Consider the following 23,636-nt stretch of genomic DNA (forward strand, 5'->3'; position numbering starts at 1 on the left):
TTTCTAATGAAGAGAAATTTCAGTTGTTGCGAATATTACGTATTTTCGATGTGAGAGATTCCAGGAAACTATCCGCGCCTTGCTCCATGGCTGATGCATTACCTGTCTCCTGCGAGGCACCATAGAAGAGTGTGCCACCTGTATAATCTTTCCCATACGTTTCCGCACAACTAATGACCTGATAAAACCCAAGCACGAATTGGACTAGATCTAGTTCTTTGAAGGGGTGCAGGAACAGCGACACAATGTACCCGTTATCAATAGCATATCTGGCATCCAGAGCAGAATGGCTGTTTGCCTCCATCATAATTTGATATTCAGCGATACTGATGCCTTCCGCTCCGGTGATATAAGCAACAATCCGCATGCGATTTGCTGACTCCTGTGTTTGGATTCGAACCGGAAATTCTCCTACGTTAAGCTGCCAGTGGCCGGAAGGGGGAATGAACTGGCTTTGTACTTCACTAGACAAACCGTGATCGTCAAACCAAACATTGATATCATTGTTGTTCATGAGAGAACCTCTGGTGGGAGTTTTATAAACTCAGAAGATACCGTTCACAATTTTGTAATTCAGTGTATAGCACACAACGACTATGGCAACTCAATTCTGAATTTACTTGCCTTGTAAATTCACATATGAAATCACATGTTGGTTTATGAGAAATTGATTTCAAAAACTTCCTTGCTTTCTTCATCTCGGAACTATGGCTGGTGTTCTCAATGAACAAAATCTAATGCGATAGAGATCATCACAATTCATGGCATCATAAGATTGGTCAATCAACATTTGAAACCCTCGCGAATCAAATTTGTTTCTGTGGATTCATGCATCAACAAGATGCAAAAAGCATCCAAAAAGATGAGGAGAATGCGTTTTTGTATATTTTAAGTTGGGTTCATTCCATCTCGAAATCAAGATAAATACTGAATTAATATACATAAATACAAGTTGACATAAGGGTTTATGTGGTCAAAATGGGGCGATTGCAGGGTATTTATAAATTGGGCGAATTGATTCGTTTTGGTTGTCAATCCTCATTGCCTCTCCATCGCATTTAAAATACTCCTCGGGCCATGAGAATTGAGAAGATTGAAAATATTATTCTACAATGAGTAACCCTCGTTTGACCAAACTTTTTACGTATGCGTCAGCTGGTCTCTACACGCTTTTAAAGGCATTTGAGTATGCAGTTGATACAGAACGCTCTGAAATGGAGTTTTCCGTAGAAGTATTTCGTTTGAAGGAATTGCATTTAACCGATGGTGATTTACGCTGGTTAGTATGCAAAGAATTTGCCGTTCATGGGATCGAAACTACGGTTCCTGCACACAAGCAGCGGCAGTTTATTCTCGATGACTCACTTGTTTTCAACAAACGTTCTTGCCTTGCGCTGACACTTTCTGGTTATCACGAAACACTTGATGCCAGTTTAAGTTCCTATGACAAACCTGTTGATACCATCGTAACTGGAGATGATCCGAATAAAAGTCAGGTCACTCAGGAACATTCAGAGTCAAAGAAAATCTTAAGTTTTGGAACTTATCAAAATATTGTCCCAGAGAGATCATCAGAATCATTAAAGCAGATGATCCCTTCCTGGCATTCGGAACGTCGTGAGCTGTATTGGAATGGTACTTTGATCAAACGCTATAAAGTTCCGTCTCCTAATCAGGAAACGGTGTTGACAGTCTTTGAAGAAGAGAACTGGCCTGTAAGAATTGATGATCCATTACCTTTAAGAGATGGCGTTGTACCAAAACGCAGATTACAGGATACGATTAAAAGTCTGAATCGTAACCAGCGAAATTCCCTGATCAAATTTCGTGGTGATGGTAGTGGTGAAGGTGTGATGTGGGAAGGTCTGTGCCCAGAGATGTATCCCGAGAATAATATCCTGTAAACGACTGCTATAACTAAGAACGCAGGAATGGGTTGCTTGCAGTAGGTTCCCCAAGAGTGACACCGAATTGCCCGTAGTGTAAACAGGGACAATCGTTGACAATTCCGCCAACGAATTCGTTTTGTAACATGTCACAACAGGTCACGTTACGATCACAGTTAAATACGATTACGGATGAGAACCATGGCAGAGACCGTTAACAGTCAAGTCGTTGATAGTGTGACGTCTTCAAATCTCAAGGTATTAGGTGATGCTCCCGGGGTCGCTATCGGGATTGTCTATTCCACGCTCAGTCAATGTGTGAGTCTGACTATGGCCAGTGCCACATCAACACAACAAGGAATGGATAAAATCGGTGAGACAATTACGACTGTCGGTGTGGTGAAGATCATGCAACAGATGAAATGAAAAACGATTTGAGTGAAAGTTGAGAGATGTCTAATACAGACTTGATTCAATCGATCGCGCATAAAAATGCAGCAGCGTTCCAGAGTGCACAACAATCGCTTTCCTCGAAGGGAAGTGCTGACTCAGCTCAATCAGTAGGGAAGGCGATGGCCTTTCAAATGGTATCACAGGCAACCGGGATGTTAGTCGAAGATGCAGCTTCATTTCTTCGAAATGTCATGGAAATTAATTTAGCCATCGTTTCAGTAGCCTCATACGAATATGTAAAGAGCGATGGTGTGAATGTGATCTGGCTGACCGTGATTAAAGAAGCCTTCAAAGTGATCGAACAGGCAACGGTTGTCTTCACAACCATCTCCAAAGCCGCAGGAGAAACGTTGAGTCAATTCCCCGCTTGAGAAGTCTCTGCGGAATCAGTGTCCCAGTTCAAAACAATATTAGTTCCACCAGACTGCCCTGAAACTGTTTCTAGATCGAGCTTGTTTTCCTGATACGATCAAATTCAAGTGATAGTTCCTTACCACTGAATTCGTCTCACATCAGGAGAATCTCATGCCGAAGTACAACAAAGTTTTGTTCATGAGCTACGCAGTTCCCACCTTTTACCCTACTCATTCGGGGCCAGTCGCTCCCGTTGGTGCGGCTCCTTTTGTAAGTCTCTCCAATGCTGATTTGCAAGATCGGGCACAGAGGTTCGTCAATGTCCTCTATTGGACCAGAGAGAAATTCAAAGACCATTCGGGAATGATTGATGATAAAACATTAAAAATTTTTATGGCTCCCGAATTTTATTTTCGCAATGCATCTGCAGATGAAGTGGACTCCCGTCGTTTTAATCTCATGACATATTGGGGCTCTTATCCGGCAGAGCTTCGCTATGAACTTGCAGAGGCGATTTATGATGCAATTCATGGACAGAATGAATTCAAAGACTGGAGTATTGTTGCGGGGACGATCACCTCTCACCTACCTGGAGATGGCGAGTACGTACTTACGGGAGGATTATTGAATACAACCATTTTGATGCGTGGTAAACGAGATAAGATGGATGCATCGGCTCCGTATGTGCTCATGGAGAAACATTACATTTCGAATATTGACGGACCTGACAAGGACTGGCATGCAAATCTCAACCCTGGGACAATCTTTTCATATGAACTTAATCCCGATCAGTCATTAGACAATTTAATTCGTTGGGATGATATGATGTCGGGACTGGAAGTTTGTCTGGACCATTACAAAGGAGTGCTCTTAGACGCATTGACTCTATTATGGAATGTGGTCGATCCATCATACCCTCCCTTAGATCTTCAGTTAGTGACATCTTGCGGGATGGACCTAGGGGCTTCAAATGTTGTTGTGAAAAATGGTGCTCTTGCATTACTCACCGATGGGATGTCTTCCCGAAATTGGCCTAACACCCCGCTCACTCAATTGGGGCGGTTCGATCGAAATAATCTTGCATCTCCCCTTCAATTTTACCCACTACCTGAACTGGCCGTTTTGCCTGAAGGCTCTGATTTCCGTGTAACTTACCCGGATTACGAAGGCGAACAGGGGGTCTATGCTTATGAAGCTGTCGATCTGCTCAAGACAAACTGTCATGGATAGGACAATTCAAACAATGCCAGACGAAACTCACTGCCACCAGACTTCCCTGTTTCTATCTGTAGGCATGATACAGTTATTTAAGATGATGGTTAGTGATGTATTTGGAGCGAGCCAGAAAGTATTCATAAAGTTACAGGATGTAATTCATACGATTTTTACGACCCGGGTTTGAAGACGATTTCAATGTCACTTTAAATCAAGCAATTCCTCATGAAAGGAGTGAAGGATGGCCAATACCACACCAGAAGTGAATCCTCAGATTACTGATGCGATTACTCAGACGAATGTGAAAGTACTCGGAGAAGCCCCTGCGATGGCAATGGGCAGCCTGTACCAGACGATTGGAAATTCAGTGGCAATGGCGGCTGCCAATGCCGTTTTTGCACAACAGCAGACCTATGTCACTTATCAGGCAGCCAGCACCATGGGTGTATCCAAACTTTTAAGTTTAGAGGTTTAATTGAACTCATATGTGAAACAACAGTAGAGCGATCTGTCTCATGGTGAGGCGGGTTTGATCAATTTTGTTTGTTCTTTTCATGAAAGGGCCCCACATGGCCGACACAACACCAGAAGTAAATCCTCAGATTACCGATGCCATTACTCAAACAAATGTGAAAGTTCTTGGCGAAGCTCCCGCGATGGCGATGGGCAGTTTGTATCAGACGATTGGCAATTCGGTTGCCATGGCGGCTGCTAACGCCGTTTATGCGCAACAACAGGCTGACGTCACATATCAGGCAGCCAGTACGATGGGGGTTTCCAAGCTACTGAGTTTGCAGGTTCAGCCGCCACCGCCGAAAACTAATTAATTTTTTGTTCGGAGACCGTTACAGGTTTGTGACGGTCTCCAAAACCTCTATTAACTTAATTAATTCCAGTCAATCAGAAAAAGGGAACTTTCATGCCGAATCAATCTCCAGAAGTAAATCCTCAGATTACCGGTGCTGTCACTCAAACAAATGTGCAAGTTCTGGGTGCAGCACCAGCCATGTCAATGGGAAACCTGTTCCAGACGATGGGAAATTCTGTTGCCTTGGCAGCTGCCAATTCCGTATATGCGCAGCAGCAGGGTGATCTCTCTCATCAGGCAACCAGCACGATGGGAGTGACAAAACTATTAAGTGAAGATCCAGAATAATTATTGTGTACCCAACTGTGAAATAACAGAGGTAAAGCGTTTACCAAACGAGCTTGAGATTAATGAATAATCAACAGGTGAACTCTCAGATCATAGATGCAATCACACAATCGAACGTTGCTGTGCTTGGAATGGCTCCCGCAATGGCGATGGGTAATCTGTATCAAACGATGGCGAATTCGGTAGCGATGGCCTCCATCAATGCCGTCTACGCACAACAACAAGCGAATATCATGCATCAGGCGGCTACGGCCAAGTCGGTTGAGATGTTACTTTCACTACAAAAGGATATGTGAGGATCTGTACTTATCAACCAGTGATTTCAATGAAAATAATTGTCTTTATAGAAAGTTTTACTCATGTCCGAGAATCCTCAAGTGAATCCCGCTATTGTCGAAGCGGTAACGATAAACAACGAAAGACTTCTGATCGATTCGATTGCGGAGTCACAGGGTGTCGTGAATGAGGCTTTCGCTCACTCTCTCTCTCTGATCATGCACAACTCGGGAACCGAACAATTCGCCAGTTCACAAACCGCTAACGCTGCCGTGGCCAGTACCTGTGCTGCAATTATTAATGCCTCTCTATCAAAGTGATTTTTAAAAGCAATCAACACCAGCCGACTTACAATTATCTTTAAGAGAAGAGACGAACATGGTTGATTCTAATCGCAACATCGACATGGTTCGGGAAAGTGCCCGGCATACTCAAGATCAAGTCGTTCCACCACTCAACATTCATCAGAAGAAACACGGTTCTGGCCACGGAGGTGATGTCCATGATGAGACTTTGGAAAGTGGAAATTTCGGTAAACATAATATACCAACCGCCTACGATTACGCTGTTGCTAAAGCGGTACAGTCAGTTGCCCAGACTACGGCGGTAGCCATTCAAGATGCTGCTAATTTGATGCGCAACATCAGCACTGAAGAAACCGTCGCGATAGGCGTAGCAATGGCCAAGTGGATCGCAGAGCCAGAAAAAGTCATGTATGAAAAAGTGATCAATAAATCACTCGACACGATCAAGGAGACCGCAAAAGCATTCAAGGAGATCGGAGATTCTGCCGTCCATGTGTTGCAACAACTCGATCAGTAATCTCATGCATACTTTCGCAAAAAATGTTTCTGTAATCATTAAATAGAGCTAAATCAAATAGACAAGAGATGGGGAAATGAATTACGAGAACCCAGACCATATTCTTCAACAGCAAGAGCAATATCAGGCTGCAGTCAGAAACGCAACGAAACTATTACATTCAGCAGTTCTGGACGCGCAACTGGCTGTTACGAAAAGCTTTCAGATAAAGTCATCAATCCAGGATGCTGCTACTACACAAGAAAGTCTGATCAATGATTCTTTGAAGAACGATTCTACAGCAATCATTGACATTGTAGATAGTGCCTTTCAGAAAGCAAAAGTGATTCTGAATGACGCTTCCATGAGTCTGGAAACTTCTCAGATTCTGGATAGTTCTGCGCAAGCTGTTCCTGAACAGCAAATACCAACATTACCCGGTTTTCCTGCTACGAAAATAACAACTGAGACTGCGGAAAATGATACAGAAACACCTGAAGACCTGTTGTCTCAAAATATGAAATGGATGGATTCATCTATGCTACAACTTTTCGAATCAATGCAGAATCAACCTGAAACGAAATAGTTTCTGCCCCATGATTCCTCAGGAGGTGAATAGTGAATGAAAAAAAGCCAACTCAACCCAGTCGACTCATTGATTCATTAGGTCAAGAACTGACGGCTTGTAAAGAAAAACCGGATTCACCGGTTAAGGCCAGTGGAGGTCAATGGGCGTTTGAGTATTCCGGCACAAATGTAAAAAAACTGACGATGAGTGTCACAGTTCAATTGCATTCACCGATACCGATGAGTTTAGAGTTGTATTCAGAACTTAACGAATGTGGTATTCAACAATTAAAAAAATGGTTAGACCACTTACCTCTTGAGAAACGCGAATGAACACACTGACGACCCATCCAAACAAACTGCCAGTTGATATCGAACGTGTTTCTGACTTCTACAAACGAGGAATTGCGAAGTTTGGCGCTCACACAATTCAGGCTGCCTGCTGGTCATCCTCCGATTTAGCGCTTCAGTGCTATCACGCCATCTCACAATCTCAGATTCAGGATTGGCAACAGATTAAATCCGTGCTGGATTTTGGGTCGGGGCAGGGGCATTTGCTACCGTTTATCAGACAAATGCGTGGATTTCGCGGCACGTATCTGGGAGTCGAACTACTTCCGGAGTTTCACCATGTCGCTATGCAACTCTATGCAACTGATAAGAGTGCTGAATTTGTCTGCTCTGATTTTCTTTCTTATGATTTTCAAGATCAGGTTTTTGACTGGGTTATCTCTCTTGGTTCGTTTGGTGTCGCACAACCACAGCAAGTTGAGTCTGATATCGCCAACGTCAGAAAAATATCGACACTAGCCCGACGCGGGTTCAGTATTTATCTCAATGATGTCAACAAAATGAATTCTGTTCCTAAAGATCTGGCAGCACACGATCTGGGAAAGTTCTCCTCTTTAATTCTTGAGCAACATCCTGACGCACAACTGGATTTCGTTTGGTTTCCAACACCAGAATCATACCAATCCGTGATTCATGTTTTACTTAATCAAACGGCCTCTAAAATATAAAAAGAAGTATCAGCGGCGGAACCAGATACGCTTGGTGTATAAAATCTGCTATTCATTAGCTGAGTGTGGATCATTCAAGCGTTTGAGTGGCACTTTTAGAAAATGAACTCCATTCCGATTCATAAACACCGTACCTATATGAGAGTCATCTATCTGAACTGTGCGTGCTGAATAGTAACGGGCTGTTACAGGTGTTTTGGGGAGCAGAACAATCGTTTGAGTTGAATCCCATGTTTGTCCATCGTCCATCGATAAATTATATCTCAGTCCATAATTCTTGTTGCCGATTCCCCATGTAACAAGGACACGTCCATTCGAGAGAGTGGTGAGATATCGACCTTCGGCATTGTCTCGCTTATCGGGAATAGCGGGAAAACCATTCGCCACTGACCAATGTTGACCATTGTCTGTGGAACGCAGCAGAACCGGTCCCATAGCCAGTAGCGACTCTGTTGACGTACGTACAATTTGTTGGAATTCATGTTGGTTTTTATCTGGTCCAACTAAGGGGTATGTTGTGAGCGTTTCAGTCTGTGGTTCGAACAGTCGTGGCGGACCAACACGTAGCGGTAATAGCCATCGTCCATTACTCCATGGTAGTACATTGTGGCGAACGGCTCCGAGATGCTTTTCATCGATGGGACCTATCAATTGTTGTTCGCTCCATGTCTGTCCCTGATCTTCACTGAGCGTGTAGAGTAATGCGCGTTCGTAATACCCGTCATTCTGTTTGTCATCGGCAATATAGTTCCAGGTAACAAGAATGCGGCCGTCTGGCAGGGTATCGGCTGTGCCGGGATAGACTTCAAACTTCTTTACTTTGCGAATGACTTGGGGACGTTTTGCAGAAGTGGGAATCGGCTTAGGGGCTAACCAGGTCTTGCCTGCATCTTTTGAACGAGAACACATCAACACATTGTCCCCTTTAAAAACGACGATCAATACTCCGTTCCTGGCACGGCAGATCGACGGATGGATGTGGCCTTTGATCGGTTTAGAAATGATGGAGACTGGTTTTTCATCTGCCTGGGCGCGGTGATTTATCAAAAGCAATGTCATTGTGAGGACAGAAGCGAATTTGTGATTGTATAACATTTCTCAATGCGCCTTGTTTTCTGTTGCCGCTTGTCGCAGGAGTGTCAGAGCGGTTTCAACCAGCATTTCACCACTGCCGGGTTGAACTGCCGAGTTGGTTACTTCATAGCTGCCACCTGCATAAGCCGCCCGGTGTGGGATATAGATTGTCTCAACAGCGTTCGATAATTCGACAATGATTGTTGTCGGGAACTGCGAAGCCTGCTTGATTGCCAGACCCAATTCGACGAAGACCTCACCGGGAAGGCAGACGATCGCGACGTCATTCCCAACCGTCATCACGGTTACGTCAACTGGTAACGTCTCCCCGATGCCGGATAACGAACGACTCAGCCCCCACGTGATATGATCGGTTGTTTTGGCAAGTGGTTGATGATGACGAAGTTGATCGAGGATTAATTTTTTGTAAGCGGTGACATGGTCAAAAAAGTCCACCTTTCCACCTTGATTGGCAATTTTGAGAAGTTTTATAGAACGATCGACTTCTTCACGTGTCGCATCCTGTAACGGTAATTTTACAACCTTCGAATGAACTGTCAGATTAGTGTTTTCAACCAGTTTCAAATGTGAGAGCTGCTTGCTGATTGATTGGCCAAGAGAATGCCCGATAAAGTCCGCCTTATTTCTAACGGGAGTTGCAGGATTGGCATGATTGATATCGCCACAACATCCGGTTCCAAAAATCGAAATCAGTTCGGAACCAAATTCATCACGCAACATGCGTTCGATGAAATAAGGATAGTCAGCACTCCACTTCGTCCCACCAACTGTGTCGAGATGTAGCGCAAAGTTGCTGAGTACACATCGATGCGTTCCGTCCTCCGGATTCCGTATTGAGAGCAAACCAATTTCGTCATCAATGGGACCAGCGGCGCGGACGACATCAGGATTACTGAAAGATTGCCAGGTGCGCACACTGCCATCGCGCATTACAAATCGTCGGTTAAATGCAACTTTAGTCTTCTGCTGTGCAGAACCAGCTTGCAGTATTGAAGGTTTCGCGCTTTGATTGGCTTGTATGATTGCACTTACCGGGCCGTTAATCAGTTTTTCAACATACTTCAACCGCAGATCCTTCTGCTTCTCTTTACCAAGATACAAATAGAGTTCTTTCATGTAGTCAGGGGCAGTGTGTGAGTGCGTTGCTGCAATCACAATATTTTTCACTGGAATCCCCGTTTTCGCGGAAGCAATCTGACGAACTTCTTTTGAGAAATCTGTGGCGATGCCAACTAAATCGCAGACGACGAGTGCGGCTGATGTATCATCATCACGAAATACGATGGCTTTAGTTTTGAGAGGATCAATGGTTCCTTCTGCCAGTCGTTCATGGTAGTAACCTGCCATTGGGAAACCTCTGGGGGGCGTGATGTCGACTTCCGCAACACCGACTCGCAAGCCACTATGTGCATCCTTATCGGGGATCGCTTCACGTCGAATCGCGGCTAACCACATTTTGGCTGCATTGCGCTGACCAATTCCGGAAAAATGACGACGTGATTTGGCATCACCGCGGTTTTCTCCATTGAGGGTGTCCGTATCTGGTCCCGAGAAAAAGCCGGGTTGTTTAATCAACCTATCAATGGCGTCACGAATTTGTTTTTCTCCAGCAGAATCATTGTAAACTGTTGGATGAATCGTCGATTTTGCCAGTAACCACGGTGGTTCAAATCCCCACACCTTTACTGCAGTGTTGCGTATCGACTGCAGGTTCTTGACATATTGCGCGGTCGAAGTCTTTCCCAGGACGTCTGATTCTCCCTGTTGCCATAAGATAGCTCGAAATCCTCCCAGAGCCTTACCTGCCGAGACCAATCGAGGATGCAGATTTCCATCAGGCATCCATTGCTTCGATGAAGTCGAAGCCACGCCGACATTCGCGAAACCTACTGGTACTTGTAGTTCAGCTGCTAGTGCATCTCCCAGGGGGGGCCAGATGGAACCACCGTTGCTTCCATCGGGGGCAGGCTGAGGATCATTGGCGACGGTCCATGTTTGCTTCGCCCCATTGAAAGCAACCACGCGCTGTTGTGGGTCTGTGACCTTTAGCCGTTCATCGTTGCAGTTGGTCGCATACGATTGGCCAGCTATGAGAAAGACTTCACCAACTCCCATTGGTTCGACCGCACCAACATTTAAAATATTGTCTTTCTTGCGGCAGCGAACTTCCAGGCGATACCAGCCACCAGCTTTGATTCTCGCTGTCCCCTCAAACTTTTTACCTTTCCTATTCGGTTTAAAGATTGTCCAGGCAGTGCTCTTTGCTGATTTGTCAGCGAGCGGCACAACACGATATTCCCACGTGACACTGTCTATTCCATCTGGAAACCTACCAGAGATCTTAACATCAGCAAATCCAATTCCCGGAGCAACGCCCGTTCGTTGAATGACCTGTGAGGCTTGTGGATGTTCCAAGTGTAGCAGATCTGCACCGAAGGCAGTGGAAGAAGCCCATTGAAGTAAACCGACCAAAATGAAAACACGAGAAGTAAGCTGCATTTGTCTTGTGACCTTATTTACTGGCAGGCGGGAAACGCTTTAGATAGTGTCGTATCTCTATTATGGTTAGAAACAAGAGAGAGAACAACTTCAGGAATCCAACTTCACTCCAGTCGATAGGTTCTTTTATTCGAATATCTCAAATTCACTTTCTGTAGGTCGTTTCTCTATCGAGATTAAATTCTGAATATTTAAGAATTGTGCGAACTTTTTTGCTTTACTGCGCATCTCAGTAATCACAAGCACAATTAACATTCTATGTGAAAGTGGTTTTCTTAATGTGCCCTTTATCAAAAATGAGTTTTGTCAGTAGGAATCAAGAAGAGCAACAATTTGGCAATCAGTTTGCCAATGAGTTGTCCGGACAAATTCTGCGCCTATGACACTTCTCATTAAGAGAGCCTTGCAACAAGGTCCGGTGTCATAAACGACGCCGGACCTTTTTTTATTCCCCTTGTCATTATGGATCGATAGCTTAGATGGTAAAGCGCCTGGTTGAAGCCCAGGAGACACGGGTTCGAGCACCGTTTGATCCACTTTGCGCTCAAATTGCGCAAACAATATGGCCCGTTCGTCTATCGCGTAGGATACCGCTCTTTCAAGGCGGAGAGGTGGGTTCGATTCCCATACGGGTCACTATTTTTTTGTTGGTAGTCGAGGGTTGGTCGCCCAAGTCGTTCTGATAAAGCGGCGGCGCTGAGTTCGATTCTCAGGTCTACCATTCACAGGTTTATTCGTAACGATTGACCAAGATCGTCCATAAAACAAATTTTTCAAGAACAATTCAAAAGGGAATACTATGAGCGAACAAGAACGCTGGAAACAGATACCCCCGACCGATACTCGAGGTCGTGGTGTAATGGTAGCATCACTGATTTTTACTCAGGCGGGTGAGGGTTCAAATCCTTCCGACCTCATTCAACATTGATGCGTAGCTCAGTGGTAGAGCAGCGTCCTTATAAGTCGCAGGTCGTGGGATCGATTCCTGCCGCATCAATTGAACCTAACAATGGGATTGAGGTTTTGATGGCGGAATCCCTAATTCTTATTCAAGTGGATGAAGATTCAAACCCTTCCGACCTCATTCAACATTGATGCGTAGCTCAGTGGTTAGAGCGGCGTTCTTACAAGACGCAAGTCGTGGGTTCGAATCCCACCGCATCAACTAAATCTATCAATGGGATTGAGGTGTTAGCGGCAGCATTCTTGGTTCTTACCCAGGTAGGTGAGGGTTCAAGTCCCTCCAGTCCCACTTCGAAACAATCGAAAAGAAATTCAATAGAATGCGGTGGTGCTCGTGTTGGTACGGGCGGTCGGCTGTTAACCGACCTGACGCAGGTTCGATTCCTGTCGCCGCAGCTTAACAATTCGGAAGTCATCCGGCTGGATGAGGGGCCTGTCTCGAAAACAGGTGCGGTTCACCCCGTTGTGGGTTCGAGTCCCACGACTTCCGCTACAAAATTTGTGCTCTTGGCCGAGCGGTTAGGTTCCAGATTTCCAATCTGGCCAGGCGGGTTCGACTCCCGCAGAGCACTTTGGGGGTCGGCTAATGGGAGGCTACCTGCCTTTGAAGCAGGAGGTGAAGGTTCGATTCCTTCTCCCCAAAAAATTTGAAAAGAGTCGGAATCCAAGACAAAGCAACGGTGCTAGTAAAGAGTTGGAACGAGACTTCGTAACCTTAACAGCACACGTTCGTTACCCGTAATCACACACCAGTAGAAGTATATCTAATAGGTTGAGATGGCGGTTTTATTGCCATTTTAAATTTTTTGCAAATCTAGTATTGTTCTTATATATAGACTGTCTATAATTAAAGACATGCTAAATATTACCGGTGACAAACTACGTGGGCATCTGGAAATGATGGTGCTTTCCTCCCTTAAACAAGGCGAAGCTCATGGTCTGGAAATCGTTAAGCGATTGGAAGCCGCTGGTTCAGGCGCTTTAAAGCTCAAAGAAGGTTCCCTTTACCCGGCTCTTTATCGACTTGAGCAGGCTGGCTATGTGAAAGCACAGTGGGAGGGGGAAAGTTCAGGACGACGTGGCGCCAGACGACGACTCTATAATTTAACGGCTAAGGGGAAACGGAAGCTAACCCAAGGTCAGCAAGAGTGGACTGAATTTGTTACTGTCATGAGCAATATTCTTGGAGTTCCGGTATGGAAGAACTGATGATTCATGTCGAGAAAGTTGTCCGACCTCTTCGCATTCCTCTGAAGCAAAAAGGTTTGATTCGCGAAGAGTTGCTGAACCACCTCACAGAGATCTATGAAGAAGAACTTCAGGAGCATGACAAATCAGAATTGGCAATGAAGGTCGCTCTGGAGAGGTTTGGTCCCGCAGAGATCATCTCTCGCCATCTTAAGGAATCATTACCCTGGTATTTTATGCTGTTTTCGTACTTGCCAATGTTCGCACCTGTTCGATTATGGCCATTGTCAACTTGGGCGATTATCCGGCGAGCTTGGTTAACAGGAATGCTATTCTGGCTCGCGGTTGGAATTCCATGGTGCGGTGTGCTCATCGCGACTGGGCGCAAATCCATTGAAAGTGCTTCCGCACTCTGGCTGATATTGAGTATTTTTGGTTTCGTGGAACTGGCAATGGCGATTGGTATTTTCGGAGCGATGCATGGAGCCTACGGTCAGCGCAAATCAATGTGGCGAACAATTCTCTTTGCTATAGGTGGCTGTATTGGATTGACTGCTGCAATTGCTCTTTTAAAATATTTTGTTACTCCAGAACTCTCGCCTGGAGTCTTTGTGATCTCGCTTCTGATGCCACTTTGCATAATGGCAATCTCAGCACTCCCAGGGTTCGCAAAACTGATTCATCAAGATGTTGAGAGTACTAAGCGAGCTGATGAATGGAATCAACTCATCGTAGATGAGTGAACCTCGGGGGCTCTGTTTTCTTGTTGCATGATTCAGTTTGACGATCACTGTTGTTTCGCATCAGTTGAATTATGAATCATATCAGTTTTCAGAAATCACTTCCCGATCAGCGGGTACGAGTTCTTCGATTTGTAAATCTGAGAACCAGGCAGGACCACCTTCGACTGAGAGACGGACTTCTGGTAGGATTGGTTTCTGTTGCGTATTCACAGTACCGATCAGCTGATCGTCAAAAAAGACCCACCAGTGTCCGTGCTGGTATTCCAGCTCGATAACATGATATTGATCTGCGGTATTTTGGATACTGTGGGGAGTTGATGATTCGGAAGAGGGGCTACGATGTTCGGTCAGAATTACCTGTTCTGGAGTAATTCGGAGAACGGAGTAGGGGCCATTACCTTTCTGATCCTGTTCAATGCCGAAATGGAGTTGGACTGCTGACGCTTTATTGAGACGTACAAACAGCAGTAATTTATAGTTTTCAAGAGGTAAGTTACTACGGAGTAATGGTCGGCGGATCATTCCGTTAGTGCCGGCAATCACGATGGCCCCTTCATCATCCTTATCAACAGTCCAGCTTCCACTGGAAGGTAAGGCCCCCAGTGTCTGACCATTGAATAAGGGCTCGCTCCAACCGCTGGGAACCATGCTGCGTAAGGGAGTTTTGGGTTGCTTCGGATAGAAAAACAGCAGAACGAGGAGAAGCAAAACAACAATCGAGAGCGTTGCCGTCATGATGTATCGACGCTTGCGGTTCGATGTTACTGGCTGGTCGACTTCAGTGGTCATCGCCTGAGATTGCAGGTGTGGCCGCTCTAAGATGGTTGTGACAGTATCGGTACTCGACCCAATTCCTGCCTGGAGTGTGGGGCGTTCCTGTAGTGCGGCATCAATTCGATCTATCAGACAATTGTAATCGTCTAAACGCGCTTCTGGTTTTAATGCGAGCATGTCTTTGACAAGTTGAGTTGTCTGCTCTGAGATGACATGTGGTCCTGCGCTTAATAATGTCGCTTCCCCGTTTAATTTCTGTGCAATAATTTGTGGTATCGTATTTCCATCAAAGGGAGGACGGCCTGTCAGCATATGATACATCGTTGCTCCTAAAGCGTAGATATCGGAGCGATGATCAATTTCTTGGCCGTTGATTTGCTCTGGAGACATATAGTGCGGACTACCGACAGACGCATTCGCGGCCGTTAATCGAGTCTGTATGTTCTGATCTTGTGTGAGAAATGCCAGTCCGAAGTCAGCAATCTTAATCATGGGGACGCCTGGGGGCAGTGGAAACCATTCCGGTGGTTCGATCAGTAACAAGTTTGCTGGCTTGATATCTCGATGAACGATGCCGTGTTGTTTCGCATGTGACAACCCAGAAGCGACTTGGCGAATGATCCCGAGGGTCGTTGCTTCGTCCAGGTACTCTCGCTGCATTATCAGCTTTTCGACATCTTTACCATCAACAAACTCCATTGCCAGAAATAATCTGTTATCATGCTGGCCAAAATCATAAGCTGCGATGATATTCGGATGCTTGAGCCGGGCGACGGTGACTGCTTCTCTCTCGAAGCGGCTGGCCATGTTCGGATTACCCATCTGACTGACGAGTACCGTCTTTAGTGCTACGATCCGGTCTAAACTAAGTTGCTTGGCACGGTAAACAACACCCATGCCTCCTTTTCCCAGCACACCGAGAATTTTATAGTCTGGTATAATTTCCGTCGAGTGGAGCAGTGTTTGAACGATATCGATTTCTACATTATCGAGCAATCCTTTTTGCAGGATCATTTGTGTGGGATGAGAATTTCCAGCGGCAAATTCTTCAGTTAGATCCTGGGCCATCTCTGTCGATATGAAGTTCAGCTTGGCAGCAATGGAAAAGAATTCCCGATCATCTTGCGGTGGCTCTTCAGATGACATTATTTGCTCGGTTTGTCTTCAGTAGCTGGTTTATTAGAATTGAGTTTGTCGAGCTGCTCAAGCATCGCTTTGATAGAAGGACGGTCAGCTAAAGTAGAACCAACATAGGCGAAACGGATTTGTCCCTGTGGATCTAGGATGTAAGTTGCCGGCTTTGATAGCTGGCGCTGAATCCCCAGTTGGTTGACCGCTTTTAGTTCAATGTCGAATAAGACCGGAAACGGTACAGGCGTCTCTGGTGATGAGAGTTTCTTACGTGTAACAGCGAGAAACTCATCCCAACGCGGGATGTCGGTATCACTACTCAATGGATAGACAACGACAACTTCAGTATTTCGATCGGCAAAGCTCTCATAATTGGAAATAAGACGCGAAGTTTGTGTGGAACAGTAGGGGCAGATCGTGCCTCCAAAACCGCGCGTAAAAACCAGGACTAGATTTTTATTACCAAGAAATTTACTAAGTTGGACCGGCTTACCATCAGTATCGATGAACTCAAGTCCGGCAAAACTTTGTTCGACAGAAGCATTAGACTCAACAGCATCTTTAAATTCGATGTCGTTCACATCGCCGTAGCCTCCGTAACCACCATATCCATAGGATGCAGTCTGGTTACTAGCCGGTTTGGGACTGTTGACAGGGGCAGGAGTATCGCTGCATCCAACCAACTGAAGGCAGATACTGGCTAACACAATCTTCCTAACACAACAGAATGTCGACATGAGCATTTTTCCTTGTGTGCCGAACAGAGCCAGCACTCCTTAACTCCCCATTCTTTATGGTTTTAAATCATCTGCAATTGATAATAACAGAATGATATCGTAAGTCAATCTCATGCCTGAAACGGCTTGTTTTCTGATTGTTTCTCACTGAAAATGAATTCGTAGCCAATTTGGATCTGAAATCTCGGCACACATACACAATTCAAGGGATTAGAACGGAATCTTTCTCTATAATATAAAATATTCAATATCTCCAAAATAGTTTCTATCAATGATTAAAGTGACGTCAGATATTTCAGGAGCGCGTTAAGTTCAACCTCGGTCAAGGTGCGATTCGTTTGATGCTTGTATTTCGTAAAAACATCTTTTAGTGTCAGAGCCCTCCCATCATGAAAGAACGACGTTTGCCGACCGACGTTACGTAATGAAGGAGGATTGAATCGCGTATTCCCAACCGAGTCCTTCAAGCCTACATCGTATGACGCAGTTGAAGTGTATAATGGTGGCACGTGGCAGCGCTTGCAATCCAACGTCTGAAACAATTGGCGACCGCGATTGATAATGGTTTCATTTGGGGCGGTTCTCAATTCAGTGAGCACAAGGGGAAGTGTCAGTGTATTCAAGTAGGCGACGAGATCAGCCACTTGCTTTTCAGAGGGAGCTGTCCCCTGCATGGTTTTCTGAATCGAATTTTTCACTTGTTGTGAAAGAGTCTGTACCTTTCCATCCCATGCCCAAGGTCCTGTTTCTCCTACTCCGAGCAGGGACAGTACACGCTTCGGTGCGCCAAAAGAACCGTCGCTTAAGTTGTCATTCAATTGGCCATTCGAGTGGCCATCTGTGTGGCAGCTGTGACAACTCATCCAGCCATCATGTGAAAGTTGGCTGTCGAAAAACAGCATTTCTCCTCGTTCGGCAGGACTCAATTCTCGCTGAGGCCCCAAAGAGACTCGCTCGATTTGCTTTATGTTATTCCTGTCAATGATGGAAATGGAATCCGAAAAATGATTAGCGACGAGCAGGTGCCCATCAGACGATGAAATGGCAGCAACGGGATGTCGTCCAACGGCTACCCGCTCGAAGTCAAAACGATTTGTGTCGTTACTGATCGCAATTTCATTCACACCGGAAAGTACGACAATTAATTTCCCTTTCGGCGTGATGTAAATTGGTCCCGGATCTCCAGCTGCTCTGCCTGGCTCACCCAGGTGAATTACTTCACGTTGTTTCAACACGTCGGCTTGTGAATGACAGAGATCATCAAGAGACAATGAAACCAGTAGATTAGAGAGCATATTGCCCCAGTGCACATCATCGCGCGTGGATCGCGCGAGTGAGTTCAGTTCCTGTTGTGCTATCAGTACTCGTTTTCCATCATTGCTGATCGCCAATCCTCGTATATTGTGACCAGGGATTTTCTTTGTGACGGTCAATTTCAAGTTATTCGTATCAACTATAGCCAATTTATTTTGAAAAGTGCCCGCAACAATCAACTTCTTTCTCTCTTTAACCAGGCACATTTTGTGGGGTTCGAAAGAGATCTGAAGCTTAGCTGTGATATTTTTCTGAGAGAGTGGTTTGTGATCGATTCTTGACAGGTCGACCGTTGTCACAGTTCGTGACCATAACGATGCGATGAAGCAACGTTTTATCGTACGGTCTACCTGTAGTTGGATGGGATACTGGGCGATGTCCAGTCTTGAAACAACTTTCCAATGAGTCCCTTGACCTGCCAGTAGCACCAGTTGGTGATTCTTTTCATCTAATGTCAAGAGATGAGTGTCGTCAAGTATGGCCAGATCTGTGAGTCGTCCTCCAACATCAATTTCTTTGGCTACCGACAAGGCTGCTGCATCAATTATTGTAATGCTGCCACTATTTTGATTTGCGACATACAACCATTTATGATTGTCTGAAGCTGTTAATGACACAGGTCGTCTGAGCCGACGCTCCAATTCTGCAGCGTCGGAATGCCATCCTGTGGTTGTCATTAGCAGGAGTAAGATCATGAATCGGAGGTGATACATTTTATGATCCAGAAGTAGCCTTGTTCACTCTTCGCTTTGTAGTAGCAGAGGGAACTTGAGTATGGTCATTTTTTAGAGCTTCAATCGCCTTTTCAAATAATGGTGGTAATGTAGTAAGTCTCTTACTATTTCCACCCCTTCTCACTATGTTTGAATTAACAATGCTAGGGGGAAGAGGATGGTCGGGTAGTATGAAACCAGATTTCATCTTTAGCTTTGATGTCTTCTCGAAGGTGTGACTCACTGAAGGCAATGAGCGAAAACGAGGAGTGAGGAGTGTCGTTCCATCACCACGTTGCATCAAGGCAGTCGCCATGACAATTTTATCATTTCGGTTCGGAAGGGAGACGGTCGACCTGACATAAGTCTGGCCAGAAGTTGGTTCACCAACCACAATTGCCCGTTTATTATCTTGTAAAGCAGCAGTCAGGAATACATGACTAGAACTTGTGTATTTATTGACCAGCACGACCAGTGGTATGCTTTGGAAAAGAGCCCCTGGACGCGCTTCGTGTTTTTGGGTTGAGTCCAAAGACTGAATATGTCCGATAACCCCGCCGTCTAAAAAACTATCAGCGACGATGATCGTATCATGCAGGATGCCACTACCTGATCTGAGATCCAGAATGATTCCTTTGATGTTTTCTTTACGGAGCTTATTTTCAATCTGACGTAACTCATGTAATGTGCTGGGGCCGATACGCCTGAAGCGGAAGAGAGCGATATCCCTGGCTGTATCGAGAGTATATTGCCACTCTCCTTCAGAGATCTTTCGAGAACCTTCGACCGTGGGAATAAACACGCGACCGCGTGTCATTGTTACTTTGTGCGAAACCTGGGAACCAGGCTGTCGAATAGAAATTGTTACTTCGGAGCCCGCTTCGCCTCGCAGATGTTGAATCACGTGTGTCAGAGCTTTCGATTTCATGGATTTATCATTTACTTTAAGGATTAAGGTACCAGGCTTAATACCTGCTTTCCATGCTGGACCATTATAGATTACAGAGGGGATTGCTGGGTAACCTTCATGTTGATTCAGACTGATCGCGATACCGACGCCCACGTAACGATTGGCGGCAAGTTGTTCTTGTACCCTGTTGTTTTTTGCACCAATTAAATGCGCTCCACAGGGCAGAGAACTCAACACCCCTTTTGTGAGAATCGCTTCCAGATTCTGTTCTTTACCGAACTCGGCACTAACGTCCTTTAAGAACGCTATGAATTGGTCTGATGTTGTCAAATTAGAAATACGTTGACTTAATCCTTTAGGGACTTGACGGTTGTCAGCGTAGTAAATTGCTTTGACCCCGGCTAGGATCATCTCTTGCCGCGTCGGCGGATCAATGTGTTGTTGTAAAACAACATCAGTGATCGTCAGAATGCGTTCCTCTAATGACTTGGGATTACGAGATGTGTTTTCTGGATTTTCGGTAAAAGCAAATACGCCGTTTGAAATGAAGCCTACAGCTAAAATGAGTACACAGCACTGTTTTTGAGTCATTATTTGTGCTCCTTTTGTGGCAAGCCTACGTGAAATTATTCCAATGCGCGCCATTGCGGAAAGGTTTCGAGATACGACCAGCGAAAATTTTTCTGCTTACGGTATTTCATATCGCGGTTAGCCAGTTGTTCTTTGACAAACGCATCGACGTTTTTCTGATCGAGAAAAGGATCTCGAGTGCGTTCCTGTAGATCAATGAGAGCTTTGATGAGTCGCGATTTAATCTCAGCATGTGCGGGATCATCGGCCAGGTTATTCCACTCGTACGGATCTTTCTGCAGATCGTACAATTCATAACGCGGCGGTCGCGACCAGAGCGCAAATGCCTGCTTCACAGATTCATTTGCTGTCGACTGGTCTTTGGCTGTCGCACCCGAAATAACAAAATGTGGGTGTGTTTCGTCAAGATAGCTACCCGCATCGAGGTTTTCTGTACCAGGTCTCGGACTTGAGATTAATTTATAGCGCGCATCTCGCAGAGAATGCTGGATGAAAGAGTTTCGAGGAAAAGAACCGGTCGTGAAACCGAAGAGGTATTGACGCCACTGAGACGGTTTGGAGTTGATAAGCAAAGGTTTTAAATCCCAGCCAGGTAGATTTGTGGGCGCTTTGATACTTGCGGCTTTCAGTGCTGTCGGCAGTATATCGATGGTGGAAATGAGTTCCTTTCGAACTTGCCCCGCTTTTGCCACTCCGGGCCAGCGAATAATAAGAGGGACACGCAGACCACCCTCGTAAACGGTTCCTTTGCCGCGGGGGAATTGGGCGCCATGATCACCGAAATAAAAGACAATGGTGTTAGCTGACTGCCCGGATTTATCCAATTCGAAAAGCAACAAGCCTACGCCCTCGTCAAGCCGTGCGAGACAGTTATAATAATTCGCCACCTGTTTGCGCAGTCTCGGTGTATTCACACCCACCCAGGGCATGGGTTTCACATCCTTCTCTGAAACAGGTTTCGTTGGGCGTCCGTTAATCTTTCGAATGAATGGTAAGTGAGCATCAGGGAAGTTTACAGAAAGAAACCATGGTTTGCCTTTGGATGCTACGAAAAATGCAGCCGCCTCTTTAGCGTAATCTGTGACAGTCTGTTTGCGATTAAAATTCGCCCCGCGTATTGTGTGCGTATCGAAGGGAAATGCCGATTCAGGATTCACATGTAGTTTCCCAATCAATCCAGTATGATAACCGTTTGATTTAAGTAGAGTCACAAAGTTTGGTATGTCCGAATTGTAAGTTGCAAACTTATGGGTTGCTAAACCGATCTGACCATTCTGATGAGGATACAGTCCGGTCAGAAAACAGGCACGTGAGGGGGAGCAGACCGAGTAAGGTACAAACGCGTTCTCAAAGCGAACACCTTCTGAAGCCAATCGATCCAGATGTGGTGTTTGGGCATAAGGATCTCCATAACACCCCAACTCAGGCCCGTTGTCTTCAGAAACAATCAGTAGAATATTTGGTGGCGTTGCCGCAATCGAAACAACAGGTGAACTATAGAATAAACAAAACGTAAATCTCAAGAAAAACTTAATGAGTTTCTCATTTTTATTGCGACGATACATTGTGGTCTTTTCCAGATTGAAACTACATTTTGCTCAAATTTATTGGTATTTTTTGTGTATTTAAGAATTTGTAGAAAATGATGTCACCTACCAAAGCCTAATGGTCTCTAGTGTATAATGTGAACACTTACCACGAAAGGCTTATTATGAAATCAATCAATTCTAACGACTTGAAAGAGATAACCGACGCCAAACTCATTCAGCTTTCCGGGCAAGGCGATCAAAATGCCTATGGTCAGATTGTTGAACGCTACCAGTCGCTTGTTTGTTCTGTCGCATACAACCGCTGTGGTAATCTCGCGCAAAGTGAAGATCTGGCTCAAGATGCCTTCATTTTAGCCTGGCAAAAACTGAGCGACTTGAAAGACATCAGTAAATTCAAGGCCTGGATCTGCACGATCGTCCGTAATCTGGCTAATCGATCGTCACAACGACCAGGACGTAGCGTTACCCGCGCAACACATCTCGATGCGGTTCCTGATATTCCTGCAGAAACAGAATCTCCGAGTGAGCGAGCAGTGAGCGTGGAAGAAGAAAAGTTGGCATGGCAAGCTTTGGCTGATATACCTGAGACGTATCGTGAGCCGTTAGTTCTGTTCTATCGTGAAGAGCAATCGGTCGCGCGTGTGGCAGAAGCATTGGACCTGTCCGAGGATGCCGTGAAGCAGCGATTATCGCGAGGCCGGAAAATGGTACAACAACATCTGGCAGCGGTTGTTGCATCGGCACTCTCCGATTCGAAACCGACAAAACTGTTTACAGGAGCTGTTTTGTTAGGACTGTCAGGAGCAGTGACAAAGCCAGCGGCCGCGGCTGGGGTTACAACCGCGACGACAACTGTGGCAAAAACAGTGACTGATACAGTAGTGAAATCCGCTGTGGGTGCTGGGGCAGCGAGTGGATGGAGTAGTCTTTTTCTAGGCCCACTTTTGAATCTGCCCGTGATCGCATGGTTAACCAAGCTGGCAGTTGATGAAACTCGTTCAGAACGCGAGCGAGAATTGTTGCGGCGTGGTTTCTTGTTCGCGTTTTGTGGTCTTCTGGCCCTTATTGCAGCTCTTGTATCGTCGATTTGGTGGCAGCAATACATCGAGCCTCCCTCATTGCGTGCGATGATCCCAGCTACGATGATGGTTTTGTTTTTAATACCCTGGGTTCTGTATTGTCGGAAAATGGGAAAACAAATCGAACGTATTCGTAAAGAAGAGGGAATTGATACTCCATTAAGGCCGCTAATCGAATCGGGTCAAAATGGATCAATTGTCTTTAAAATATTCGGAGTCTTCTGTCTCAGCGCGCTATTGGTGATGACGATTCCCGCCATCTTGCCACTGATAGCAAAAGATTGGCTGATCTTAGCAGTGATGGCAATCTCAGCGATTTGCGTCAGTTTCATTGCGGCCCAACTGAGCCAGCGCTTTCCAAAGTACTCATTTCAGTTATACGGAACGAGTAATGGTGTCACAGCACTGATAGCGATTGGGATTGTGTTTTGGAGATGGAATGTTTGGCAACCATCATTTGCTAATTTCATGTTATGGTTTGTGAGTGTTATATCAGCCGTAAATCTAGTTTCCATAATTTTAACCACTATTGCCTGGAAAAGGGTCTATGGTAAACCAAAGTCGTCGGGTGGAAAAATTTAAGGTTCTCCTACATGCGATTTCTCTTGAATACTACGCTTAC

General features: G+C 45.4%; 24 protein-coding genes and 10 tRNA genes. 26 read left to right on the plus strand and 8 right to left on the minus strand.

Annotated features, from left to right (window positions below):
- Positions 1-19 precede the first annotated feature (19 nt).
- Positions 20-514 (minus strand): hypothetical protein, encoded by a 495-nt coding sequence (locus V144x_RS11140; RefSeq protein ID WP_144985237.1) that lies wholly within the window; start codon positions 512-514, stop codon positions 20-22.
- A gap of 598 nt (positions 515-1,112) precedes the next feature.
- Here V144x_RS11140 and V144x_RS11145 point away from each other — a divergent pair.
- The 13 genes from V144x_RS11145 to V144x_RS11205 all read left to right on the plus strand — a co-directional run bounded on the left by V144x_RS11145 (position 1,113) and on the right by V144x_RS11205 (position 7,727).
- A complete protein-coding gene (locus V144x_RS11145) occupies positions 1,113-1,904 on the plus strand; it encodes a hypothetical protein (protein WP_144985238.1) in 792 nt (263 codons plus the stop codon).
- 183 nt (positions 1,905-2,087) lie between these two features.
- Entirely contained in the window at positions 2,088-2,312 is a 225-nt protein-coding gene (locus tag V144x_RS11150; protein WP_197998870.1) for a RebB family R body protein, read from the plus strand.
- Between the two features lie 26 nt (positions 2,313-2,338).
- Positions 2,339-2,710, plus strand: coding sequence for a hypothetical protein (locus V144x_RS11155; protein ID WP_144985240.1), 372 nt, complete (start codon positions 2,339-2,341; stop codon positions 2,708-2,710).
- Between the two features lie 154 nt (positions 2,711-2,864).
- Positions 2,865-3,923 carry a hypothetical protein gene (locus tag V144x_RS11160; RefSeq protein WP_144985241.1) on the plus strand — a complete coding sequence of 353 codons (1,059 nt, stop codon included), beginning with the start codon at positions 2,865-2,867 and terminating at the stop codon, positions 3,921-3,923.
- A gap of 226 nt (positions 3,924-4,149) precedes the next feature.
- Positions 4,150-4,383 carry a RebB family R body protein gene (locus V144x_RS11165; protein ID WP_144985242.1) on the plus strand — a complete coding sequence of 78 codons (234 nt, stop codon included), beginning with the start codon at positions 4,150-4,152 and terminating at the stop codon, positions 4,381-4,383.
- A gap of 94 nt (positions 4,384-4,477) precedes the next feature.
- A complete protein-coding gene (locus V144x_RS11170; RefSeq protein WP_144985243.1) occupies positions 4,478-4,735 on the plus strand; it encodes a RebB family R body protein in 258 nt (85 codons plus the stop codon).
- A 92-nt stretch (positions 4,736-4,827) separates the two neighbouring features.
- Positions 4,828-5,064, plus strand: coding sequence for a RebB family R body protein (locus tag V144x_RS11175; protein WP_144985244.1), 237 nt, complete (start codon positions 4,828-4,830; stop codon positions 5,062-5,064).
- A gap of 62 nt (positions 5,065-5,126) precedes the next feature.
- A complete protein-coding gene (locus V144x_RS11180) occupies positions 5,127-5,360 on the plus strand; it encodes a RebB family R body protein (RefSeq protein ID WP_144985245.1) in 234 nt (77 codons plus the stop codon).
- A gap of 63 nt (positions 5,361-5,423) precedes the next feature.
- Positions 5,424-5,660, plus strand: coding sequence for a RebB family R body protein (locus tag V144x_RS11185; protein ID WP_144985246.1), 237 nt, complete (start codon positions 5,424-5,426; stop codon positions 5,658-5,660).
- 58 nt (positions 5,661-5,718) lie between these two features.
- Positions 5,719-6,162, plus strand: a complete 444-nt coding sequence (locus V144x_RS11190; RefSeq protein WP_144985247.1) for a hypothetical protein — start codon at positions 5,719-5,721, stop codon at positions 6,160-6,162.
- 76 nt (positions 6,163-6,238) lie between these two features.
- Positions 6,239-6,727: a hypothetical protein gene (locus V144x_RS11195; RefSeq protein ID WP_144985248.1), complete on the plus strand. Its 489-nt coding sequence runs from the start codon at positions 6,239-6,241 to the stop codon at positions 6,725-6,727.
- A gap of 32 nt (positions 6,728-6,759) precedes the next feature.
- A complete protein-coding gene (locus tag V144x_RS11200; RefSeq protein ID WP_144985249.1) occupies positions 6,760-7,041 on the plus strand; it encodes a hypothetical protein in 282 nt (93 codons plus the stop codon).
- On the plus strand, positions 7,038-7,727 hold the full coding sequence (locus V144x_RS11205) for a class I SAM-dependent methyltransferase (RefSeq protein ID WP_144985250.1): 690 nt from the start codon (positions 7,038-7,040) through the stop codon (positions 7,725-7,727). Before V144x_RS11200 ends, V144x_RS11205 begins: the two co-directional genes overlap by 4 nt.
- A 48-nt stretch (positions 7,728-7,775) precedes the next feature.
- Here V144x_RS11205 and V144x_RS11210 read toward each other — a convergent pair whose 3' ends face one another.
- Positions 7,776-8,822: a sialidase family protein gene (locus V144x_RS11210; RefSeq protein WP_144985251.1), complete on the minus strand. Its 1,047-nt coding sequence runs from the start codon at positions 8,820-8,822 to the stop codon at positions 7,776-7,778.
- 3 nt (positions 8,823-8,825) lie between these two features.
- The gene (locus V144x_RS11215; protein WP_144985252.1) at positions 8,826-11,321 is read right to left on the minus strand and encodes a neutral/alkaline non-lysosomal ceramidase N-terminal domain-containing protein; all 2,496 of its coding nucleotides are present in this window, start codon (positions 11,319-11,321) and stop codon (positions 8,826-8,828) included.
- Positions 11,322-11,785: 464 nt separating this feature from the next.
- On the opposite strand from V144x_RS11215, the gene V144x_RS11220 reads away from it, so the two are divergent.
- From V144x_RS11220 to V144x_RS11270, 12 genes are all read left to right on the plus strand, one after another.
- Positions 11,786-11,857: transfer RNA gene (locus V144x_RS11220), tRNA-Phe, on the plus strand.
- Between the two features lie 28 nt (positions 11,858-11,885).
- Positions 11,886-11,957, plus strand: a tRNA-Glu gene (locus tag V144x_RS11225).
- A 209-nt stretch (positions 11,958-12,166) separates the two neighbouring features.
- A tRNA-Lys gene (locus V144x_RS11230) sits at positions 12,167-12,238 on the plus strand.
- Between the two features lie 8 nt (positions 12,239-12,246).
- Positions 12,247-12,318, plus strand: a tRNA-Ile gene (locus tag V144x_RS11235).
- A 95-nt stretch (positions 12,319-12,413) separates the two neighbouring features.
- Positions 12,414-12,486: transfer RNA gene (locus tag V144x_RS11240), tRNA-Val, on the plus strand.
- Between the two features lie 14 nt (positions 12,487-12,500).
- A tRNA-Lys gene (locus tag V144x_RS11245) sits at positions 12,501-12,573 on the plus strand.
- 32 nt (positions 12,574-12,605) lie between these two features.
- Positions 12,606-12,680: transfer RNA gene (locus V144x_RS11250), tRNA-Asn, on the plus strand.
- A gap of 11 nt (positions 12,681-12,691) precedes the next feature.
- Positions 12,692-12,774, plus strand: a tRNA-Ser gene (locus V144x_RS28360).
- Between the two features lie 11 nt (positions 12,775-12,785).
- Positions 12,786-12,856, plus strand: a tRNA-Gly gene (locus V144x_RS11255).
- Positions 12,857-12,927 (plus strand) — tRNA-Gln (locus V144x_RS11260).
- Between the two features lie 212 nt (positions 12,928-13,139).
- Positions 13,140-13,493: a helix-turn-helix transcriptional regulator gene (locus V144x_RS11265; protein WP_144985253.1), complete on the plus strand. Its 354-nt coding sequence runs from the start codon at positions 13,140-13,142 to the stop codon at positions 13,491-13,493.
- The gene (locus V144x_RS11270) at positions 13,481-14,215 is read left to right on the plus strand and encodes a hypothetical protein (RefSeq protein WP_144985254.1); all 735 of its coding nucleotides are present in this window, start codon (positions 13,481-13,483) and stop codon (positions 14,213-14,215) included. Before V144x_RS11265 ends, V144x_RS11270 begins: the two co-directional genes overlap by 13 nt.
- An 81-nt stretch (positions 14,216-14,296) precedes the next feature.
- On the opposite strand, the gene V144x_RS11275 is transcribed toward V144x_RS11270, so the two are convergent.
- From V144x_RS11275 to V144x_RS11295, 5 genes are all read right to left on the minus strand, one after another.
- The gene (locus V144x_RS11275; RefSeq protein ID WP_144985255.1) at positions 14,297-16,135 is read right to left on the minus strand and encodes a serine/threonine protein kinase; all 1,839 of its coding nucleotides are present in this window, start codon (positions 16,133-16,135) and stop codon (positions 14,297-14,299) included.
- Positions 16,135-16,857: a peroxiredoxin family protein gene (locus tag V144x_RS11280; protein WP_197998871.1), complete on the minus strand. Its 723-nt coding sequence runs from the start codon at positions 16,855-16,857 to the stop codon at positions 16,135-16,137. The genes V144x_RS11275 and V144x_RS11280 overlap by 1 nt, the downstream gene beginning before the upstream one ends.
- 275 nt (positions 16,858-17,132) lie before the next feature.
- Entirely contained in the window at positions 17,133-18,884 is a 1,752-nt protein-coding gene (locus tag V144x_RS11285; protein WP_144985257.1) for a cytochrome c peroxidase, read from the minus strand.
- A gap of 1 nt (position 18,885) precedes the next feature.
- Complete coding sequence (locus tag V144x_RS11290) at positions 18,886-20,385, minus strand: S41 family peptidase (protein WP_197998872.1); 1,500 nt, start codon at positions 20,383-20,385, stop codon at positions 18,886-18,888.
- Positions 20,386-20,420: 35 nt separating this feature from the next.
- On the minus strand, positions 20,421-21,950 hold the full coding sequence (locus V144x_RS11295) for a sulfatase family protein (RefSeq protein WP_144985259.1): 1,530 nt from the start codon (positions 21,948-21,950) through the stop codon (positions 20,421-20,423).
- Positions 21,951-22,096: 146 nt separating this feature from the next.
- Between V144x_RS11295 and V144x_RS11300 the strand changes: the two genes are divergently transcribed.
- Positions 22,097-23,596 (plus strand): RNA polymerase sigma factor, encoded by a 1,500-nt coding sequence (locus tag V144x_RS11300; protein WP_144985260.1) that lies wholly within the window; start codon positions 22,097-22,099, stop codon positions 23,594-23,596.
- The last annotated feature ends 40 nt before the right edge of the window (positions 23,597-23,636 follow it).

It is taken from the genome of Gimesia aquarii (assembly GCF_007748195.1).
In the GTDB taxonomy this organism is placed as follows: Bacteria; Planctomycetota; Planctomycetia; order Planctomycetales; family Planctomycetaceae; genus Gimesia; species Gimesia aquarii.

Excerpts from the sequence above, each read along its gene's own strand:
- V144x_RS11140 (WP_144985237.1), bottom strand. The coding sequence starts at position 514 with ATGAACAACAATGATATCAATGTTTGGTTTGACGATCACGGTTTGTCT.
- V144x_RS11145 (WP_144985238.1), top strand. The coding sequence starts at position 1,113 with ATGAGTAACCCTCGTTTGACCAAACTTTTTACGTATGCGTCAGCTGGT.
- V144x_RS11150 (WP_197998870.1), top strand. The coding sequence starts at position 2,088 with ATGGCAGAGACCGTTAACAGTCAAGTCGTTGATAGTGTGACGTCTTCA.
- V144x_RS11155 (WP_144985240.1), top strand. The coding sequence starts at position 2,339 with ATGTCTAATACAGACTTGATTCAATCGATCGCGCATAAAAATGCAGCA.
- V144x_RS11160 (WP_144985241.1), top strand. The coding sequence starts at position 2,865 with ATGCCGAAGTACAACAAAGTTTTGTTCATGAGCTACGCAGTTCCCACC.
- V144x_RS11165 (WP_144985242.1), top strand. The coding sequence starts at position 4,150 with ATGGCCAATACCACACCAGAAGTGAATCCTCAGATTACTGATGCGATT.
- V144x_RS11170 (WP_144985243.1), top strand. The coding sequence starts at position 4,478 with ATGGCCGACACAACACCAGAAGTAAATCCTCAGATTACCGATGCCATT.
- V144x_RS11175 (WP_144985244.1), top strand. The coding sequence starts at position 4,828 with ATGCCGAATCAATCTCCAGAAGTAAATCCTCAGATTACCGGTGCTGTC.
- V144x_RS11180 (WP_144985245.1), top strand. The coding sequence starts at position 5,127 with ATGAATAATCAACAGGTGAACTCTCAGATCATAGATGCAATCACACAA.
- V144x_RS11185 (WP_144985246.1), top strand. The coding sequence starts at position 5,424 with ATGTCCGAGAATCCTCAAGTGAATCCCGCTATTGTCGAAGCGGTAACG.
- V144x_RS11190 (WP_144985247.1), top strand. The coding sequence starts at position 5,719 with ATGGTTGATTCTAATCGCAACATCGACATGGTTCGGGAAAGTGCCCGG.
- V144x_RS11195 (WP_144985248.1), top strand. The coding sequence starts at position 6,239 with ATGAATTACGAGAACCCAGACCATATTCTTCAACAGCAAGAGCAATAT.
- V144x_RS11205 (WP_144985250.1), top strand. The coding sequence starts at position 7,038 with ATGAACACACTGACGACCCATCCAAACAAACTGCCAGTTGATATCGAA.
- V144x_RS11210 (WP_144985251.1), bottom strand. The coding sequence starts at position 8,822 with ATGTTATACAATCACAAATTCGCTTCTGTCCTCACAATGACATTGCTT.
- V144x_RS11215 (WP_144985252.1), bottom strand. The coding sequence starts at position 11,321 with ATGCAGCTTACTTCTCGTGTTTTCATTTTGGTCGGTTTACTTCAATGG.
- V144x_RS11265 (WP_144985253.1), top strand. The coding sequence starts at position 13,140 with ATGCTAAATATTACCGGTGACAAACTACGTGGGCATCTGGAAATGATG.
- V144x_RS11270 (WP_144985254.1), top strand. The coding sequence starts at position 13,481 with ATGGAAGAACTGATGATTCATGTCGAGAAAGTTGTCCGACCTCTTCGC.
- V144x_RS11275 (WP_144985255.1), bottom strand. The coding sequence starts at position 16,135 with ATGTCATCTGAAGAGCCACCGCAAGATGATCGGGAATTCTTTTCCATT.
- V144x_RS11280 (WP_197998871.1), bottom strand. The coding sequence starts at position 16,857 with ATGTCGACATTCTGTTGTGTTAGGAAGATTGTGTTAGCCAGTATCTGC.
- V144x_RS11285 (WP_144985257.1), bottom strand. The coding sequence starts at position 18,884 with ATGTATCACCTCCGATTCATGATCTTACTCCTGCTAATGACAACCACA.
- V144x_RS11290 (WP_197998872.1), bottom strand. The coding sequence starts at position 20,385 with ATGACTCAAAAACAGTGCTGTGTACTCATTTTAGCTGTAGGCTTCATT.
- V144x_RS11295 (WP_144985259.1), bottom strand. The coding sequence starts at position 21,950 with ATGTATCGTCGCAATAAAAATGAGAAACTCATTAAGTTTTTCTTGAGA.
- V144x_RS11300 (WP_144985260.1), top strand. The coding sequence starts at position 22,097 with ATGAAATCAATCAATTCTAACGACTTGAAAGAGATAACCGACGCCAAA.